This window comes from Stenotrophomonas sp. SPM, from assembly GCF_003105135.1.
GTDB lineage: Bacteria > Pseudomonadota > Gammaproteobacteria > Xanthomonadales > Xanthomonadaceae > Stenotrophomonas.
Genome location: NZ_QETL01000098.1, coordinates 1 through 14,795, shown reverse-complemented (window position 1 = coordinate 14,795; position 14,795 = coordinate 1). Strand labels below are relative to the sequence as shown.

Annotated in this window: 16 protein-coding genes; 11 read left to right on the top strand and 5 right to left on the bottom strand. The window is 67.2% G+C overall.

The features are described from left to right. Positions 1 to 146: 146 nt before the first annotated feature. Genes edd through zwf form a run of 4 tightly spaced genes read right to left on the bottom strand, consistent with a single transcriptional unit; the run spans position 147 to position 5,280 of the window. Complete coding sequence (edd, locus tag DCO49_RS16420) at positions 147 to 2,063, bottom strand: phosphogluconate dehydratase (RefSeq protein ID WP_116864922.1); 1,917 nt, start codon at positions 2,061 to 2,063, stop codon at positions 147 to 149. A 57-nt stretch (positions 2,064 to 2,120) separates the two neighbouring features. Next, positions 2,121 to 2,843 (bottom strand): 6-phosphogluconolactonase, encoded by a 723-nt coding sequence (gene pgl, locus DCO49_RS16415; RefSeq protein WP_116864921.1) that lies wholly within the window; start codon positions 2,841 to 2,843, stop codon positions 2,121 to 2,123. Then, positions 2,840 to 3,847, bottom strand: a complete 1,008-nt coding sequence (glk, locus tag DCO49_RS16410) for a glucokinase (protein WP_116864920.1) — start codon at positions 3,845 to 3,847, stop codon at positions 2,840 to 2,842. The genes pgl and glk overlap by 4 nt, the downstream gene beginning before the upstream one ends. Further along, on the bottom strand, positions 3,844 to 5,280 hold the full coding sequence (gene zwf / locus DCO49_RS16405; RefSeq protein WP_116864919.1) for a glucose-6-phosphate dehydrogenase: 1,437 nt from the start codon (positions 5,278 to 5,280) through the stop codon (positions 3,844 to 3,846). Before zwf ends, glk begins: the two co-directional genes overlap by 4 nt. Positions 5,281 to 5,633: 353 nt before the next feature. Here zwf and ugpC point away from each other — a divergent pair, with 353 nt between their 5' ends. Continuing rightward, entirely contained in the window at positions 5,634 to 6,716 is a 1,083-nt protein-coding gene (ugpC, locus tag DCO49_RS16400; RefSeq protein WP_116864918.1) for a sn-glycerol-3-phosphate ABC transporter ATP-binding protein UgpC, read from the top strand. 117 nt (positions 6,717 to 6,833) lie between these two features. On the opposite strand, the gene DCO49_RS16395 is transcribed toward ugpC, so the two are convergent. Then, positions 6,834 to 7,709 carry a folate-binding protein YgfZ gene (locus DCO49_RS16395; protein ID WP_116864917.1) on the bottom strand — a complete coding sequence of 292 codons (876 nt, stop codon included), beginning with the start codon at positions 7,707 to 7,709 and terminating at the stop codon, positions 6,834 to 6,836. 39 nt (positions 7,710 to 7,748) lie between these two features. Between DCO49_RS16395 and DCO49_RS20665 the strand changes: the two genes are divergently transcribed. The 10 genes from DCO49_RS20665 to DCO49_RS16345 all read left to right on the top strand — a co-directional run bounded on the left by DCO49_RS20665 (position 7,749) and on the right by DCO49_RS16345 (position 14,794). Then, positions 7,749 to 7,922, top strand: coding sequence for a DUF1674 domain-containing protein (locus tag DCO49_RS20665; RefSeq protein ID WP_079221501.1), 174 nt, complete (start codon positions 7,749 to 7,751; stop codon positions 7,920 to 7,922). Between the two features lie 57 nt (positions 7,923 to 7,979). Further along, complete coding sequence (sdhC, locus tag DCO49_RS16385) at positions 7,980 to 8,372, top strand: succinate dehydrogenase, cytochrome b556 subunit (RefSeq protein WP_079221502.1); 393 nt, start codon at positions 7,980 to 7,982, stop codon at positions 8,370 to 8,372. Then, the gene (sdhD, locus tag DCO49_RS16380; RefSeq protein ID WP_079221503.1) at positions 8,369 to 8,755 is read left to right on the top strand and encodes a succinate dehydrogenase, hydrophobic membrane anchor protein; all 387 of its coding nucleotides are present in this window, start codon (positions 8,369 to 8,371) and stop codon (positions 8,753 to 8,755) included. Before sdhC ends, sdhD begins: the two co-directional genes overlap by 4 nt. A 31-nt stretch (positions 8,756 to 8,786) precedes the next feature. Then, a complete protein-coding gene (sdhA, locus tag DCO49_RS16375; RefSeq protein ID WP_116864916.1) occupies positions 8,787 to 10,577 on the top strand; it encodes a succinate dehydrogenase flavoprotein subunit in 1,791 nt (596 codons plus the stop codon). 69 nt (positions 10,578 to 10,646) lie between these two features. After that, positions 10,647 to 11,432 (top strand): succinate dehydrogenase iron-sulfur subunit, encoded by a 786-nt coding sequence (locus DCO49_RS16370; RefSeq protein WP_079221505.1) that lies wholly within the window; start codon positions 10,647 to 10,649, stop codon positions 11,430 to 11,432. 73 nt (positions 11,433 to 11,505) lie between these two features. Further along, positions 11,506 to 11,754, top strand: coding sequence for a succinate dehydrogenase assembly factor 2 (locus DCO49_RS16365; protein ID WP_116864915.1), 249 nt, complete (start codon positions 11,506 to 11,508; stop codon positions 11,752 to 11,754). After that, on the top strand, positions 11,705 to 12,154 hold the full coding sequence (locus tag DCO49_RS16360; RefSeq protein ID WP_116864914.1) for a hypothetical protein: 450 nt from the start codon (positions 11,705 to 11,707) through the stop codon (positions 12,152 to 12,154). The genes DCO49_RS16365 and DCO49_RS16360 overlap by 50 nt, the downstream gene beginning before the upstream one ends. Positions 12,155 to 12,177: 23 nt before the next feature. After that, positions 12,178 to 13,419 (top strand): lipoprotein-releasing ABC transporter permease subunit, encoded by a 1,242-nt coding sequence (locus tag DCO49_RS16355; protein ID WP_116864913.1) that lies wholly within the window; start codon positions 12,178 to 12,180, stop codon positions 13,417 to 13,419. Continuing rightward, positions 13,412 to 14,125, top strand: coding sequence for a lipoprotein-releasing ABC transporter ATP-binding protein LolD (gene lolD, locus DCO49_RS16350; protein WP_108768527.1), 714 nt, complete (start codon positions 13,412 to 13,414; stop codon positions 14,123 to 14,125). The genes DCO49_RS16355 and lolD overlap by 8 nt, the downstream gene beginning before the upstream one ends. Positions 14,126 to 14,347: 222 nt before the next feature. Further along, positions 14,348 to 14,794 (top strand): DUF6491 family protein, encoded by a 447-nt coding sequence (locus tag DCO49_RS16345; protein WP_116864912.1) that lies wholly within the window; start codon positions 14,348 to 14,350, stop codon positions 14,792 to 14,794. Position 14,795: the final 1 nt, after the last annotated feature.

Sequence of the window (14,795 nt, the reverse complement as noted above, 5' to 3'; positions counted from 1 at the left end):
GGTAGCCCCCACCAGGACCGCAGGCGCCATGGATGGCGCCTACGAGCCCCCATGGATGGGTTCACGGCGTGTCCTGGTGGGGGCTACCCGCCGCCTCAACCAGAACACTGACCGCCAACGCGAACCCGCAGCGCTCTTCGAACAACTCAGGCGTCCTTCGCCTCATGCGGCGCCGCCGCAGCCGCAGCATCGTGCCCCAGCTCATACTCAGAATCGTAATCCCACGGCCCACCATCTGCCGCCGCCGGCCCGCACGAAATCGAAACCGCCCCCTGGTCCGCCGGACCCACCACGCGACGATTGATCGCGAACAGGTTGCGGCCCAGGTCATGCGCCGCCGGTGCCGTGTTCGGCGCCAGCGAACGCGCCGCCCACTCGGCCGCATCCACCAGCACTTCCAGCGTGCCGGCTTCACCGTCCAGGCGGATCATGTCGCCCTCGCGCACCTTGGCCAGCGGGCCACCGCGCGCCGCTTCCGGCGTCACGTGGATCGCCGCCGGGATCTTGCCCGAGGCACCGGACAGGCGACCGTCGGTGACCAGCGCCACGCGCCGGCCCTGGTTCTGCAGCAGGCCCAGCAGCGGCGCCAGCGAATGCAGTTCCGGCATGCCGTTCGCACGCGGGCCCTGGTAACGCACCACCGCCACGAAATGCTCCGGCAGCAGGCCACCGGCGTGCAGCTTGTTCAGCACCTGCGGTGCATCGACCACCACGGCCGGAGCCTCGATGGTGCGGTACTGCGGCTTCACTGCCGACAGCTTGATCAACGACTTGCCCAGATTGCCGCGCAGCAGCCGCAGGCCACCCTGGCTTTCGAACGGGTTGTCGACGCTGCGCACCACTTCTTCATCGGCGCTGCGTTCAAGGCCCGGCAGGTAGACCAGCTTGCCGTCGCGCAGCTGCGGCTCGCGGGCGTAGTCGGCCATGCCGCCACGGGCCACGCTGACGATATCGCCGTGCATCAGGCCGGCCTTGATCAGCTCGCCGAACACGAACGCCGGGCCACCGGCTGCCGCGAAGCGGTTCACGTCGGCCTCGCCGTTCGGATAGACGCGGGCCAGCAGTGGAACCAGCTGCGACAGTTCGTCGAAGTCGTCCCAGGTCAGCACGATGCCGGCGGCACGGGCCACGGCGATCCAGTGGATGGTGTGGTTGGTCGAACCACCGGTGGCCATCAGCGCGATGACCGCGTTGAGGATCGCGCGCTCGTCGATGATGCGGCCCAGCGGACGGAAGTCGTCGCCCAGCGCGGTAATGTCCAGCGCACGCTGGGTGGCTTCGCGGGTCAGCGCGTCGCGCAGCGGCGTATCCGGGTTGACGAAGGACGCACCCGGCAGCTGCACGCCCATCGCTTCCAGCAGCACCTGGTTGGAATTGGCGGTGCCGTAGAAGGTGCAGGTGCCGACGCCGTGGTACGAGGCGGACTCGGCTTCCAGCAGTTCCTCGCGGGTGGCTTCGCCGGCGGCGTAGCGCTCGCGCACTTCGGCCTTCTGCTTGTTGGGAATGCCTGGGGTCATCGGGCCGGCCGGCACGAACACCGCCGGCAGGTGGCCGAAGGCCAGTGCGCCGATCAGCAGGCCGGGCACGATCTTGTCGCACACGCCGAGGTGGATGGTGGTGTCGAACATGTCGTGGCTGAGGCCGATGGCCGTGGCCTGCGCGATCACATCGCGAGAGAACAGCGACAGTTCCATGCCGCCACGACCCTGGGTCACGCCGTCGCACATCGCCGGCACCGCGCCGGCCACCTGTGCGGTCGCGCCGAGTTCGCGGGCGACCTCACGGATCTGCTCCGGGTAGGTCTCGAACGGCTGGTGCGCCGACAGCATGTCGTTGTAGGCGGTGATGATGCCCAGGTTCGGGGTCACGCCGCCGCGCAGGCGGCTCTTGTCGGTCGTGCCGCAGGCGGCGAAGCCGTGGGCGAGGTTGCCGCAGCTCAGGCGGCTGCGGAACGGGCCATCGCGCAGGGCGGCGTCGATCGCGGCCAGGTAGGCGGCGCGCGACGCGGCGCTGCGGCGGATGACGCGATCGGTGATGGCTTGCAGTTGCGGATGGAGGCTCATTGGCTACCAGCGTTCAAGGTGGCGAGAGGCAAGCGGCAGCGGACGCCGCCGCCGACGTCAATCAGCCCAGTGCACGCGCAGGCGCGCGCCGTCCAGGTTGATTGCATTGAGGATCGGGTACTGCTGCGCGTCGTTGCTGTCCAGCGCCTGGCGCAGCACATGCAGCTTCTGCTTGCCGCGCAGCAGCAGCAGGCGCTGGCGGCACTGGCCCAGACCGAGCGGGGTCAGGGTGATGCGCAGCGGCCACTGGTTGGCACCGGGGCAGCCGGTGGCATCCAGCGCGGCGTAGGGCAGGGTGCTTTCCAGGGCACGGGCCAGATCCTTCGAGCCCGGGAACAGCGAGGCGGTGTGGCCATCGTTGCCCATGCCCAGCGCCACGACGCTCGGCGCCTGGCTGTGCTGGGCCTGCAGGTTGGCGGTGTACACGCATTCGGGCAGCGGCTTGCCGATGCGCACCAGCGGATCGAAGTGGGCACCTTCGGCGCGCTTGAGCAGGTGCTCGCGCACCAGCCAGGCGTTGCTGTCGCGATCCTGCGGCGACAGCCAGCGCTCATCGGCCAGGCTCACTTCCACCCGGTCCCAGAGCACGTCCAGCTCGGCCAGCGCCTGGTACACCGGCGCCGGGGTGGTGCCACCGGACAGCAGGATGCGGGCGCGGCCCACTTCGTTGATGTCGTGGTTGATCGCCTGGGCCATTTCGGCGGCCACCGCTTCGATCCAGCCATCGGCATCGCCATGGCTGATGAAATCGATGCGGTCGTCGTGGAAGGTCGGGCTCATGCGGCAACTCCTGTAGCGTCACGTTCGGCGTCGGCGGCATAGGCGGCGGCGCCCAGCAACCCGGGGCAGGGGTGCATGATCGCCAGCGACGGCACCCGCGCCATGATCGAAGAGAACCGGCCCTTGTGTTCGAAGCGTTGGCGGAAACCGGAATGCTGCAGCGAATCGAGCATCTTCGGCACCAGCCCACCGGTCAGGAACACGCCGTCCCAGGCGCCCTGCACCAGCACTAGGTCACCGGCGATGGCGCCGAACACGGCGCAGAACACGTCCACCGTGCGCATCGCCTGCGGGTCACCCAGCGCGGCACGCGCGGTGACGTCGGCCGGCTGCAGCTGGCCCGGATCGAAACCGGCCATCTCGCATACGGCGCGATGGATGTTGACCAGGCCGGGGCCGCAGATCAGGCGTTCGTTGGAGACGCGGCCGAACTGCTCCGACAGGATCTCCAGGATACGGATCTCCTCCGGCGTCCCCGGCGGGAAGCTGACGTGGCCACCTTCGGTTTCCAGTGGGTAGCTGCGGCCGTGGCGCACGATCAGGCCGCCGACCCCGAGGCCGGTGCCCGGACCGATCACGCCGTAATTGCGCGATTCGCCCGGTGCGGCCGGGGTCCAGTGCGCGCCGCCGATCTGGATCACGTCATGCGGCTGCAGCAGGGCCACGGCCATCGCCTGTGCGGCGAAGTCGTTGATGAGGTGCAGTTCGTCGAAGCCGAGCATGGCCGCGGTGCGGCTCCGCGAGATCACCCACGGGTGGTTGGTGATGCGTGCTTCGTCGCCGTCCACGCGGCCGGCCACCGCGAACACGCCGCGGCGCGCAGTGGCGCCGGCCTGTTCGAGGTAGTGGCGCGCGGCATCACCCAGCGAGGGGAACTCGGCTACCGCGTATTCGCGGATGCTGTCCTGCTGCAGGGGCGCGTCCAGCGAGGTGTCGGCGAGGGCGAAGCGGGCGTTGGTGCCGCCGATGTCGGCGACCAGCACGGGCTGGCTGCCGACACTCATGCCGATGCTCCGCTGTCCGGGGCGTCAACACCCTGCGGCATGAAGTCGGTGGCGTTGTCCGGGCCCCACTGGCCGGCCGGGTAGGGTTCCAGCGGCAGGTTGGCGGCCTTCCAGGCATCGGCCACGCTGTCGATCCAGGCCCAGGCCGCGCGCACTTCGTCGTCGCGCACGAACAGGGTGTGGTTGCCGTTGAAAGCATCCAGGAACAGGCGCTCGTAGGCGATGCGGCGATGCAGGCCGGTCGGCACGGACAGTTCCAGTTCCAGCGGGTGCAGTTCCAGCGCGCCCCATTCCGGGCCGGCCAGGCTGCTCATCAGGCCCAGTTCGATGTTTTCCTGCGGCTGCAACTGGAACACCAGGCGGTTCGGCGCGGCCTGCGCACGCTGCGGGCGCTCGAACAGCCAGTGGGTGACCGGCTTGAGCGTGACCACCACGCGGGTGGTGCGCTCGGGCAGGCGCTTGCCGGTGACCAGATGGAACGGCACGCCGCTCCAGCGCCAGTTGTCGATGTGCGCGGTGACGCCGGCGAAGGTTTCCACGTTGCTGCCTTCCGGCGGCTGGTAGGCCTGGGCCGGCTGGCCGTTGATGCTGCCAGCGGTGTAGCGGCCGCGGATGCTGTCACGGGCGGCGTTCTTGGCGTCCAGCGGGCGCAGGGCGCGCAGCACTTTGACCTTCTCGTCGCGGATGCGGTCGGCTTCCAGCGAGGCCGGCGGCTCCATCGCCACCATGCACAGCAGCTGCAGGATGTGGCTCTGCACCATGTCGCGCAGCGCGCCGGAGCGGGCGTAGTACGCGTCGCGGCCATCCACGCCTTCGCTCTCGGCCACCAGGATGTGCACCGATTCGATGTAGTTGCGGTTCCACACTGCTTCCAGCAGCGTGTTGCCGAAGCGCAGGGCGATCAGGTTCTGCACCGCCGCCTTGCCCAGGTAGTGGTCCAGGCGGAACACGCGGTCTTCGTCGATCCACTGGCCGATGGTGGAAATGATCTCCTCGGCGCTCTCGCTGTCGCTGCCGATCGGCTTTTCCAGCATCAGGCGCGACGGCGCGGCGAGGGCGCCGCCCTTGGCCAGGCCTTCGCAGGTAGAGATGTACAGGCCCGGCGGGATGGCCAGGTAGCTCACGCAGCGGCGGTCGACCAGGTCGGAGACGGCGGCGGCGACCGAGTCGACGTCACGCAGGTCCACCGAGCGGTAGTCGATGCGGCGCAGCAGGGAGGCAATGTCCTCCTGGCTGGCCATCGGCATGGCCTGCTGCAGACGCGGCCGCAGGATATCGTGGAAGGCTTCGGTGTCATGGCCGGACAGGGCCAGCGCACGGATGCGGAAGTCCTCCGGCAGCAGGCCGTCGCCAAGCAGGCGCAGCAGCGAAGGGAACAGGTAGCGCTGGGCCAGGTCGCCTGTGGCACCAAACAGGAAGAGGGTGTCGTGCATCGCTCGAGTTTCAGATCCGGGTGACATCGTTGTCAATCGCTTCATGGCTGGGTTCAGGGGACATCCGCGCTACTGTCTGTCCGAGGCTCGATGGCGGTGGATTTCCGGTGGGCCGGAAGACCGTTCCATTCGTAACCACTACGACGATGACCTTTCGTCTGGTCGTCGAAGCAGATCGGCGCGCACCGACGTTTGGATAGTGCCACGTGAAAACGTTTACATGGCAGAATGGGCAACTGTATTCGATTGCAGTGGTCGCCGTCATGCGGCAGCTGCGCAATCATCACTGCCATCGGGAGGGCCGAGGCAGTCCCCAATGACAGCCCGGCGTCGGGCGGACTGGATAGATTGAAATGGCAAAAGTGCAGTTGCAGGGTGTACGCAAGGTCTACGACAACGGCCAGGTCGCGGTTAAGGACGCCACCTTCGAGGTCGCCGATGGCGAGCTCATGGTGCTGGTCGGGCCGTCCGGCTGTGGCAAGTCGACCCTGCTGCGGATGGTGGCGGGTCTTGAGGAGATCAGCGGTGGCACGCTGACCATCGGTGACCGGGTGGTCAACGATGTGGCGCCGAAGGATCGCGACATCGCGATGGTGTTCCAGAGTTATGCGCTGTACCCGCACATGACCGTGGCCGAGAACCTGGCCTTCGGCCTCAAGCTGCGCGGCCACGACAAGGCGACCATCGACAAGCGCATCGCCGAGGCGGCGCAGACGCTGGGCCTTACCGAAATGATGGACAAGCTGCCCAAGGCGATGTCCGGCGGCCAGCGCCAGCGCGTGGCCCTGGGCCGCGCGCTGGTGCGCGAGCCGGCGGTGTTCCTGCTGGACGAGCCGCTGTCCAATCTGGATGCCAAGCTGCGCCACAGCGTGCGTACCGAGATCGCGCAGCTGCACCGCAAGCTGGGCACCACCATGATCTACGTGACGCATGACCAGGTCGAAGCAATGACCCTGGGCCAGCGCATCGTGGTGCTGAAGGACGGCATCATCCAGCAGATCGACACGCCGATGGCGCTGTACGACCGCCCGGCCAATCTGTTCGTGGCCGGCTTCCTCGGCAGCCCGGCGATGAATGTGCTGCGCGGCACGCTGCAGGGCGATGCCGGCGGCGTGACCGTGGTCGATGGCGAGTGGCGCGCGCCGCTGGGCCAGGCCACCATCGACCCGGCATGGCTGCAGAAGTCGATTGCCGTTGGCGTGCGTCCGGAGCACCTGCAGCCGGCGGGTGCCGATGATACGCATGCGTTCACCGCACGCATCGAGGGCATCGAGCCGGTTGGCAACGAGATCTTCGTCAACCTGAGCAGCGGCAAGCATGCGCTGACCATGCGCGTGGCGCCGCAGTCGCTGCCGGGCGTGGGTGAGGACATCCGTGTGGCGATCCACCCGCAGGGCCTGCATTTCTTCGATGCGGAAACCGGCGAACGCCTGTAAGCGGCGGTAACGCCGGGCCATGCCCGGCGTCATGAACGGCGTGCGGACCAACGGTCCGCACCCACCCGATTCTGTAGAGCCGAGCCCACGCTCGGCTGCTTCATCCGGGGTAAAACCTCAGCGTGCCAGGCCATCCAGCAGCGGCACCCGCTGCGCGACCACGCCACCCACCTGCAGCTCCGCATCACTGGTTTCCAGCGGCAGCACCGCCAGGGCCAGATCGCCGGCCACGCTGGCAATGCTGCCCAGCGCTGCGCCGTCCTGCTGCACGGCATCGCCGGCCTGCGCCGGGGCGGCAGCATGCAGCAGCTGCACCACACGCTTGGCCTTGCCGAGGAAGTGCGTGCGGGCCACGATTTCCTGGCCCGGGTAGCAGCCCTTCTTCACGCTGTAGCCGTTCAGCCGGTCCAGGCCCAGCTGCTGAGGTGTCCACACTTCGCGCTGGCTTTCTTCCAGGCGCGGCAGGCCGAAGCGCAGGTCAGTCTGGCGCCAGGCCAGGGCGAATGCGGCTTCTTCGGCCTCGCTGCCGGCCGCAAAGCCTTCAGCCGGGCCGATGCGCAGGGTGCGCGGCAGAGCATCGCTGCCCAGGTCCAGTTCCCAGCCTGCATCGCCACCACCGGCAATCGCTGCGCCGGTGGCCGCTTCTGGCGCAGTAAACGCGCCAGCGACGGCAAGATCCGCATGCACCTGCAGTTTCACCTTGCGGCGGAACACGAAGCGCTGCAGTTGCGACGCAATCGCATCTGCATCGGCATCGGCCAGCACCAGCATCACGTGATCCTCGGCCAGTCGCAGCAGCTGGAACACCGCCAGGGTGCGGCCCTTGGCGGTCAGCCAGGCGCTCCACTGCCAGTGCTGCAGGGGCAGGGCGGTCACGTCGCTGCTGAACTGGGCGTGGGCGAAAACGGCCGCATCCACGCCCTGCAGGCTCAGCAGCTGGTGGCCGGGCAGGCGCGGATATGCGACGAAAGCAGGGGGAAGGTTGTCAGGCACGTGAACGAGGTCTAAAATTTGTGCGTTGCGAGACCGAACATGATAGGCCAAACAACCCCCACTCCCGACGACGAAACTGAAGCCCCGCTGGTTCCCGCGGCACCTGTGCCCGTGGAAAAACCAGAGGCGGAAGAGGAATTCGGCGGCCGCGGCGGACTTGATCCGGTGCGGTATGGCGATTGGGAGAAAAACGGACGCTGCATCGATTTCTGATCAGCATTGAGCCAACGCGGCATCGTGCCGCCCAGCCGAGACAACGAGCCCAGCGAAATGGCGACCAGACAACGCCCCCTATCCCCGCACCTCCAGGTGTATCGCTGGCAGATTCAGATGGCCACCTCGATCCTGCATCGAGCCACTGGCGTCTTTCTGTCCGTGGGTGCCCTCATCATCGCTGCCGGCCTGCTGGCCCTGATGATGGGCCCCGATTCGTGGAACTGCTTCACCGGCCATGCCGGGGCCTGGTATGGCCGCGTGTTCCTGTTTGCGTGGACATGGTCGTTCGCCTATCACCTGTGCAATGGCATCCGCCACGTCGTGCAGGACTTCGCCGTTGGTTTCAGCATCCCGGCCTTCGTCCGCAGCAGCTGGATCTCGGTCTTCGGCAGCCTGGTGATCACCGCGCTGGTCTGGGCCTACGTGTTGTTCGGAGGTGCCGCATGAGCAAGTTCCGTACCCCGCTGAAGAACGTGCGCGGCCTTGGCTCGGCCAAGACCGGCACCGAGCACTTCGTGCACCAGCGCCTGACCGCCGCCGCCCTGGTGGTGCTGGGCCTGTGGTTCCTGGTGTTCGTGGTGCGCATGGCCGGCGCCGATTACGCCACGGCCGTGGCCACCATCGCCAAGCCGTGGAATGCCGTGCCGCTGATCGGGCTGCTGATCACCATGTTCTGGCACGCACAGCTCGGCATGCAGGTCGTGCTGGAAGATTACATCCACGAATCGCTGCTGGCCCTGGTGCTGCAGACCGCGGTGAAGTTCGTCGCCGTGCTCGGCATGATCGTCAGTGTGTTTGCGGTGGGCCGCATCGCCCTCGGCGTTGCCTGAGCCCAGGCACCAAGACAGGAATCCAGACTAGATGTCCGCTTACAAGATCACCGAACACAAGTACGACATGGTCGTGGTGGGTGCCGGCGGCGCCGGCCTGCGCGCCACGTTCGGCCTTGCCGCCAAGGGCCTGCAGACCGTATGCCTGACCAAGGTCTTCCCGACCCGTTCGCACACCGTCGCTGCACAGGGTGGCATTTCCGCCGCGCTCGCCAACATGGGCGAAGACGATTGGCGCTACCACTTCTACGACACCATCAAGGGCTCGGACTGGCTGGGCGACCAGGACGCCATCGAGTACATGTGTCGTGAGGCCATCCCGGCCATCATCGAGCTAGAACACTACGGCGTGCCGTTCAGCCGCACCGCCGAAGGCAAGATCTACCAGCGCCCGTTCGGCGGCATGACCACCAAGTACGGCGAAGGCCCGGCGGCGCAGCGTACCTGCGCGGCGGCCGACCGTACCGGTCACGCCATGCTGCACACCCTGTACCAGCAGTCGCTCAAGCACGACGCGCGCTTCATGATCGAGTACTTCGCACTCGACCTGATCTTCGATGACGAAGGCGTGTGCCGTGGCGTGCTGGCCCTGGACATGGCCGACGGCACGCTGCATCTGTTCCGCGCCCAGGGCGTGGTGCTGGCCACCGGCGGCTACGGCCGTGCGTACTTCAGCGCCACCTCGGCGCACACCTGCACCGGCGACGGTGGCGGCCTGGCCATGCGTGCCGGCATCGCCATGCAGGACATGGAGTTCGTGCAGTTCCACCCGACCGGCATCTACGGCGCCGGCTGCCTGATCACCGAGGGTGTCCGCGGTGAAGGCGGCATCCTGCGCAACAGCAGCGGCGAGCGCTTCATGGAGCGCTACGCACCGCACTACAAGGATCTGGCCTCGCGTGACGTGGTGGCCCGTTCGATGACCATCGAGATCCGCGAAGGACGCGGCGTCGGCGAGCACAAGGATCACATCCTGCTTGACCTGACCCACCTCGGCCCGGGCGTGATCGACGAGAAGCTGCCGGGCATCGCCGAGAGCGCGCGCATCTTCGCCGGCGTCGACGTGCACAAGCAGCCGATCCCGGTCATCCCGACCGTGCACTACAACATGGGCGGCATCCCGACCAACTTCCACGGCGAAGTCGTGCGCAAGGATGGCGACAACAACGATGCCGTGGTACCGGGCCTGTACGCCATCGGCGAAGCGGCCTGCGTGTCCGTGCACGGCGCCAACCGCCTGGGCTCGAACTCGCTGCTCGACCTGGTGGTGTTCGGTCGTGCCGTGGCCAACCGCTGCGCCGAGACCATCAAGCCGGGCGCTGCGCACAAGCCGCTGCCGGCCGATGCCTGCGACAAGGCGCTGGGCTTGCTGGACAAGCTGCGTTACGCCAATGGCGATACGCCGACCTCGGTCATCCGCGACAACATGCAGCGCACGATGCAGGCCGACGCCGCCGTCTTCCGTACCAGCCAGACGCTGAAGGAAGGCTGCGAGAAGATGGCGACCGTGTTCGATTCGTTCCAGGACGTGAAGGTCAGCGACCGTTCGCTGGTCTGGAACTCGGACCTGATCGAGACGTACGAGCTGAACAACCTGCTGCTCAACGCGGTGGCGACGATCAACTCGGCGGAACAGCGCAAGGAAAGCCGTGGTGCGCACGCGCACGAGGACTTCCCGGACCGCGACGACGTCAACTGGCACAAGCACACGCTGGTCACCGTCGACGAGAAGGGCAAGTGCAGCTTCGACTACCGTCCGGTGCACATGTACACGCTGACCGACGAGGTCGACGTGGTGCCGCCGAAGCCGCGCGTGTACTGATCGCGACCCCCGCCTACCATGCAATCCGCGCCTTGATGGCGCGGGCCGCCTGAGCCAACGAGAGCAGCCATGGCCGAGTTTTCACTCCCCAAGAATTCCAAGGTCACGAAGGGCCAGCACTTCCCCGCCAAGAGCGGCGGCAAGAACCTGCGCACCTTCAAGATCTACCGCTGGAGTCCGGACGACGACAGCAATCCGCGCACCGATACCTATGAGATCGATCTGGACGCCTGCGGCCCGATGGTCCTGGACGCGCTGATCAAGATCAAGAACGAGATCGATCCGACCCTGACCTTCCGCCGCTCCTGCCGCGAAGGTATCTGCGGTTCGTGCGCGATGAACATCGATGGCACCAACACCCTGGCCTGCACCCGCGCCATCGCGGACTGCGGCAAGAAGGAAGTGCCGATCTACCCGCTGCCGCACATGAGCGTGGTCAAGGATCTGGTTCCGGACCTGACCCACTTCTACGCGCAGTACGCCTCGATCAAGCCGTGGATCCGCACCCAGACCCCGGCACCGCCGGACCGTGAGCGCCTGCAGTCGCCGGAAGACCGCAAGAAGCTTGACGGCCTGTACGAGTGCATCCTGTGCGCCTGCTGCTCGACCAGCTGCCCGAGCTACTGGTGGAACGGCGAGCGTTACCTGGGACCGGCGATCCTGCTGCAGGCCTATCGCTGGATCATCGACTCGCGCGATGAGGACACCGGTGCGCGTCTGGACGATCTGGAAGATCCGTTCAAGCTGTACCGCTGCCACACCATCATGAACTGTGCCCGGACCTGCCCGAAGGGCCTGAACCCGGCGCTGGCGATCGCTGAGATCAAGAAGCTGATGATGGAACGCCGCGCCTGATACGGCGCCGCGTTGTTGCATGACCCCAGCAGAGCCACGCCATGCGTGGCTTTGCTGTATCTGGAGAAACACGATGGACGAAGAAACCCTGCTGAAGAAGCTGCGCTGGCGCTGCCGCCGCGGCATGCGCGAGCTGGACCAGCTGTTCGGCCGCTACCTCGACCGCGAATGGAGCACTGCGCCGACCGAAGAGCGCGAGGTTTTCCTGTTCCTGCTTGAATGCGAGGACGATAAGTTGTGGCGCTGGTTCATGGGCTACGAGACCTGCCCGCATGCCCACGCCGTGCCCCTCATGCAGAAGATCCTCGCCCTCAAGGCTTGAGTGGCGACCCTCGCGGCTGCAGGCCGGCGCACAGGCGCTGGTACTGCTGGCCGCGCCCTGGCTGCTGCGCGCCTCGGCCCTGCCTGAAGACCGGTACTGGCCGGTGCTGGTGGCGGTCTGGCTGCTGGGCCTGGCCCAGCTGGCCTGGCGACTGCGCCGGCCCGCGCGCCGGCTTGAGCTGACCGCGCTGCCGGCGCCGCTGCAGCTGGATGGTGCGGATATCGACGCGCCGCGGCTGGTGGTGCGTGGGCCCTGGCTGCTGCTGCACTGGCGGCGGGAAGGGCGGCGCGGGCGCCTGCTGTTCTGGCCGGACGTGCTCGACCACCGGCAGCGACGTGAACTGCGACTGGCCGTGTCCGCACGCAGCGTTTCACGCCGACCCCGTACGATGGCACCATAGACTGAATTGACTGGCGCGCCTGCATGTTCAAACCCATCCCCGTGGCAATCGGCCTGCGCTACCTGCGCGCCAAGCGCCGCAACGGCTTCATCTCCTTCATTTCAATGGCATCGATCCTGGGCATCGCGCTCGGCGTCACGGTGCTGATCACCACCCTGGCGGTGATGAGCGGTTTCCAGAAGGAAATCCGCAGCCGCCTGCTGCAGATGACCGCCCATACCACCATCAGCCGCGACGGCGAGCCGATGCCGGACTGGATGCGCGTGGTCGACGTGGCCAACAAGGACCCGCGCGTGGCCGGTGCCGCGCCGTACATCGAGATCCAGTCGATGATCAGCGGCCCGCGCGTGCAGGGTGCGATCATCCAGGGCATCGAACCGGCACTGGAACCGAAAGTGTCGGTGATCGACCAGAAGATCACCAAGGGCAGCTATGACAGCCTCAAGCCGGGCAGCTTCAACCTGCTGCTGGGCAAGGAGCTGGCTATCTGGCTGGGCGTGGACGTGGGCGACCAGGTGCTGGTGACGTTCGCCGAAGTGCAGGGCACCCCGGCCGGTGCGGTGCCACGGATGAAACGCTTCACCGTCAGCGGGCTGTTCGAGGCCGGCTACAACGAGGTCGACCGTGGCGTCGGCTTTGCCAACATGAAGGACCTCGAGCGCGTGCTGCGCTCCGACGGTGCCACCGGCGTGCGCCTGAAACTGCACGACATGGACCGCTCGCTGGAAGTGGGCGTGGACCTGGCGCAGAACCTGGGCGGCGCGTACCGGGTGAGTGACTGGACCCAGCAGAACGCCAACCTCTACCACTCGCTGCGCATGGAGAAGGTGGTGATGGGCATCCTGCTGTCGCTGATCATCGCGATGGGTGCCTTCAACCTGGTCTCCTCGCAGGTGATGCTGGTGACCGACAAGCAGGCCGACATCGCCATCCTGCGCACGCTGGGCCTGACCCCGGGCGGGGTGATGCAGGTGTTCATGGTGCAGGGCTCGCTGATCGGCATCTTCGGCACCCTGGCCGGCCTGATCGGTGGCATCACTCTGACCTTGAACCTCGAGCGCATCCTCGGTGCCATCGAGTCGCTGTTCAACGTCAAGCTGCTGCCGGAGGACGTGTACTACATCACCGGCCTGCCGACCGACATGCAGACCGGCGATATCGTGGCGATCACGCTGATCGCCCTGCTGATGAGTTTCCTGGCCACCCTGTATCCCGCCTGGCGGGCAGCACGCACCCAGCCGGCGGAGGCCCTGCGCTATGAATAAGGTCGTCAACCGCGGCGATGAAGTGATCCGTGCCGAGGGCCTGGGCAAGACCTACGCCGAAGGCCGCATGCAGACCCCGGTGTTCGATGGGCTGGACCTGAAGGTCAATGCCGGCGAAACGGTGGCGATCATCGGTGCCTCCGGCGCCGGCAAGAGCACCCTGCTGCACCTGCTGGGTGGCCTCGATGTGCCGACCGCAGGTGAGGTGTTCGTCACCGGCCAGCGCATGTCGACCTTGTCGGACACCGCGCGTGGCCTGCTGCGCAACCAGGCGCTGGGCTTCGTCTACCAGTTCCACCACCTGCTGCCGGAATTCACCGCGCTGGAAAACGTGATGATGCCGGTGATGCTGGCCGGTACCGGCGTGCCCGAAGCCAGCCAGCGTGCGACCGCGCTGCTGGAAGCGGTCGGCCTGGGCCATCGCCTGGACCACAAGCCGGGCGAGCTGTCCGGTGGCGAGCGCCAGCGTGCCGCCGTGGCGCGTGCGCTGGTCAACCATCCGGCCTGCGTGCTCGGCGATGAGCCGACCGGCAACCTGGATGATCGCACCGCGGCCACCGTGTTCGAGCTGATGCTGGAACTCAACCGTGCCCGCCACACCAGCCTGGTGCTGGTGACCCACGACCGCAGCCTCGCGCGTCGCCTGGACCGCGTGCTGGAACTGCGCGAAGGTCGCCTGCACGCGCTGGCACACGCTGACGTCTGAGGGCGCTCGCCTCGCTCTGGCCTCGCTCTGCGGGGCGGGCGCCGGGGCTGGCTCCGCTTTGGTAGATGCCGACATTGGTCGGCTGGTTTTGCAGGGCGAGCGCCAACCAAGGTTGGCGGCTGCAGGGCTGCGCCGACCGGCGGCTGAATCGGGCCGCCGGCCGTTGCGCCGGCGTTGCCCGCCCGGGCGCATGATGTGCGCAGTTCCCCGCTGGAGATCGCCATGAAGACCCCGTTGCTGATCGCCGGCCTGTGCCTGGCGCTGGCCGCTTGCGCCACCACCGGCCTGAGCAGTGCCGACCGCCTGGAGCTGTACCGCGCCCACGCCGGTCCGGCGCAGAGGGACATGCAGTTCCTGGGCACGCTCAATGGCTGGACCGAGCTGGGTGACAGCGCGCTGGCGGTCTGGACCAAGCCCAGCGAAGCCTACCTGCTGGAACTGACCGGGCCGTGCCCCGATCTTTCGTATGCGCCTGCCATCGGCCTGACCAGCCACATGGGCCGTGTCAGCGCGCCGTTCGACAAGGTGATCGTACGCGACCCGACCGGCGGCCCGCGCCTGCCGTGCTTCATCAAGACGATCCGCAAGCTGGACGTCAAATCGCTGCGCGCGCAGGAAAAGGACATGCGCCAGGCGCAGGTGCAGGAGCGCGAAGCGCCCGCAGAATGAT

Coding starts and splice junctions, on each gene's coding strand:
- glk (WP_116864920.1), bottom strand. CDS start 3,847: ATGAGTGTCGGCAGCCAGCCCGTGCTGGTCGCCGACATCGGCGGCACC.
- DCO49_RS16370 (WP_079221505.1), top strand. CDS start 10,647: ATGGCCGAGTTTTCACTCCCCAAGAATTCCAAGGTCACGAAGGGCCAG.
- DCO49_RS16360 (WP_116864914.1), top strand. CDS start 11,705: ATGCCCACGCCGTGCCCCTCATGCAGAAGATCCTCGCCCTCAAGGCTT.
- DCO49_RS16345 (WP_116864912.1), top strand. CDS start 14,348: ATGAAGACCCCGTTGCTGATCGCCGGCCTGTGCCTGGCGCTGGCCGCT.
- pgl (WP_116864921.1), bottom strand. CDS start 2,843: ATGAGCCCGACCTTCCACGACGACCGCATCGATTTCATCAGCCATGGC.
- zwf (WP_116864919.1), bottom strand. CDS start 5,280: ATGCACGACACCCTCTTCCTGTTTGGTGCCACAGGCGACCTGGCCCAG.
- sdhD (WP_079221503.1), top strand. CDS start 8,369: ATGAGCAAGTTCCGTACCCCGCTGAAGAACGTGCGCGGCCTTGGCTCG.
- ugpC (WP_116864918.1), top strand. CDS start 5,634: ATGGCAAAAGTGCAGTTGCAGGGTGTACGCAAGGTCTACGACAACGGC.
- sdhA (WP_116864916.1), top strand. CDS start 8,787: ATGTCCGCTTACAAGATCACCGAACACAAGTACGACATGGTCGTGGTG.
- DCO49_RS20665 (WP_079221501.1), top strand. CDS start 7,749: ATGATAGGCCAAACAACCCCCACTCCCGACGACGAAACTGAAGCCCCG.
- edd (WP_116864922.1), bottom strand. CDS start 2,063: ATGAGCCTCCATCCGCAACTGCAAGCCATCACCGATCGCGTCATCCGC.
- sdhC (WP_079221502.1), top strand. CDS start 7,980: ATGGCGACCAGACAACGCCCCCTATCCCCGCACCTCCAGGTGTATCGC.
- DCO49_RS16365 (WP_116864915.1), top strand. CDS start 11,506: ATGGACGAAGAAACCCTGCTGAAGAAGCTGCGCTGGCGCTGCCGCCGC.
- DCO49_RS16355 (WP_116864913.1), top strand. CDS start 12,178: ATGTTCAAACCCATCCCCGTGGCAATCGGCCTGCGCTACCTGCGCGCC.
- lolD (WP_108768527.1), top strand. CDS start 13,412: ATGAATAAGGTCGTCAACCGCGGCGATGAAGTGATCCGTGCCGAGGGC.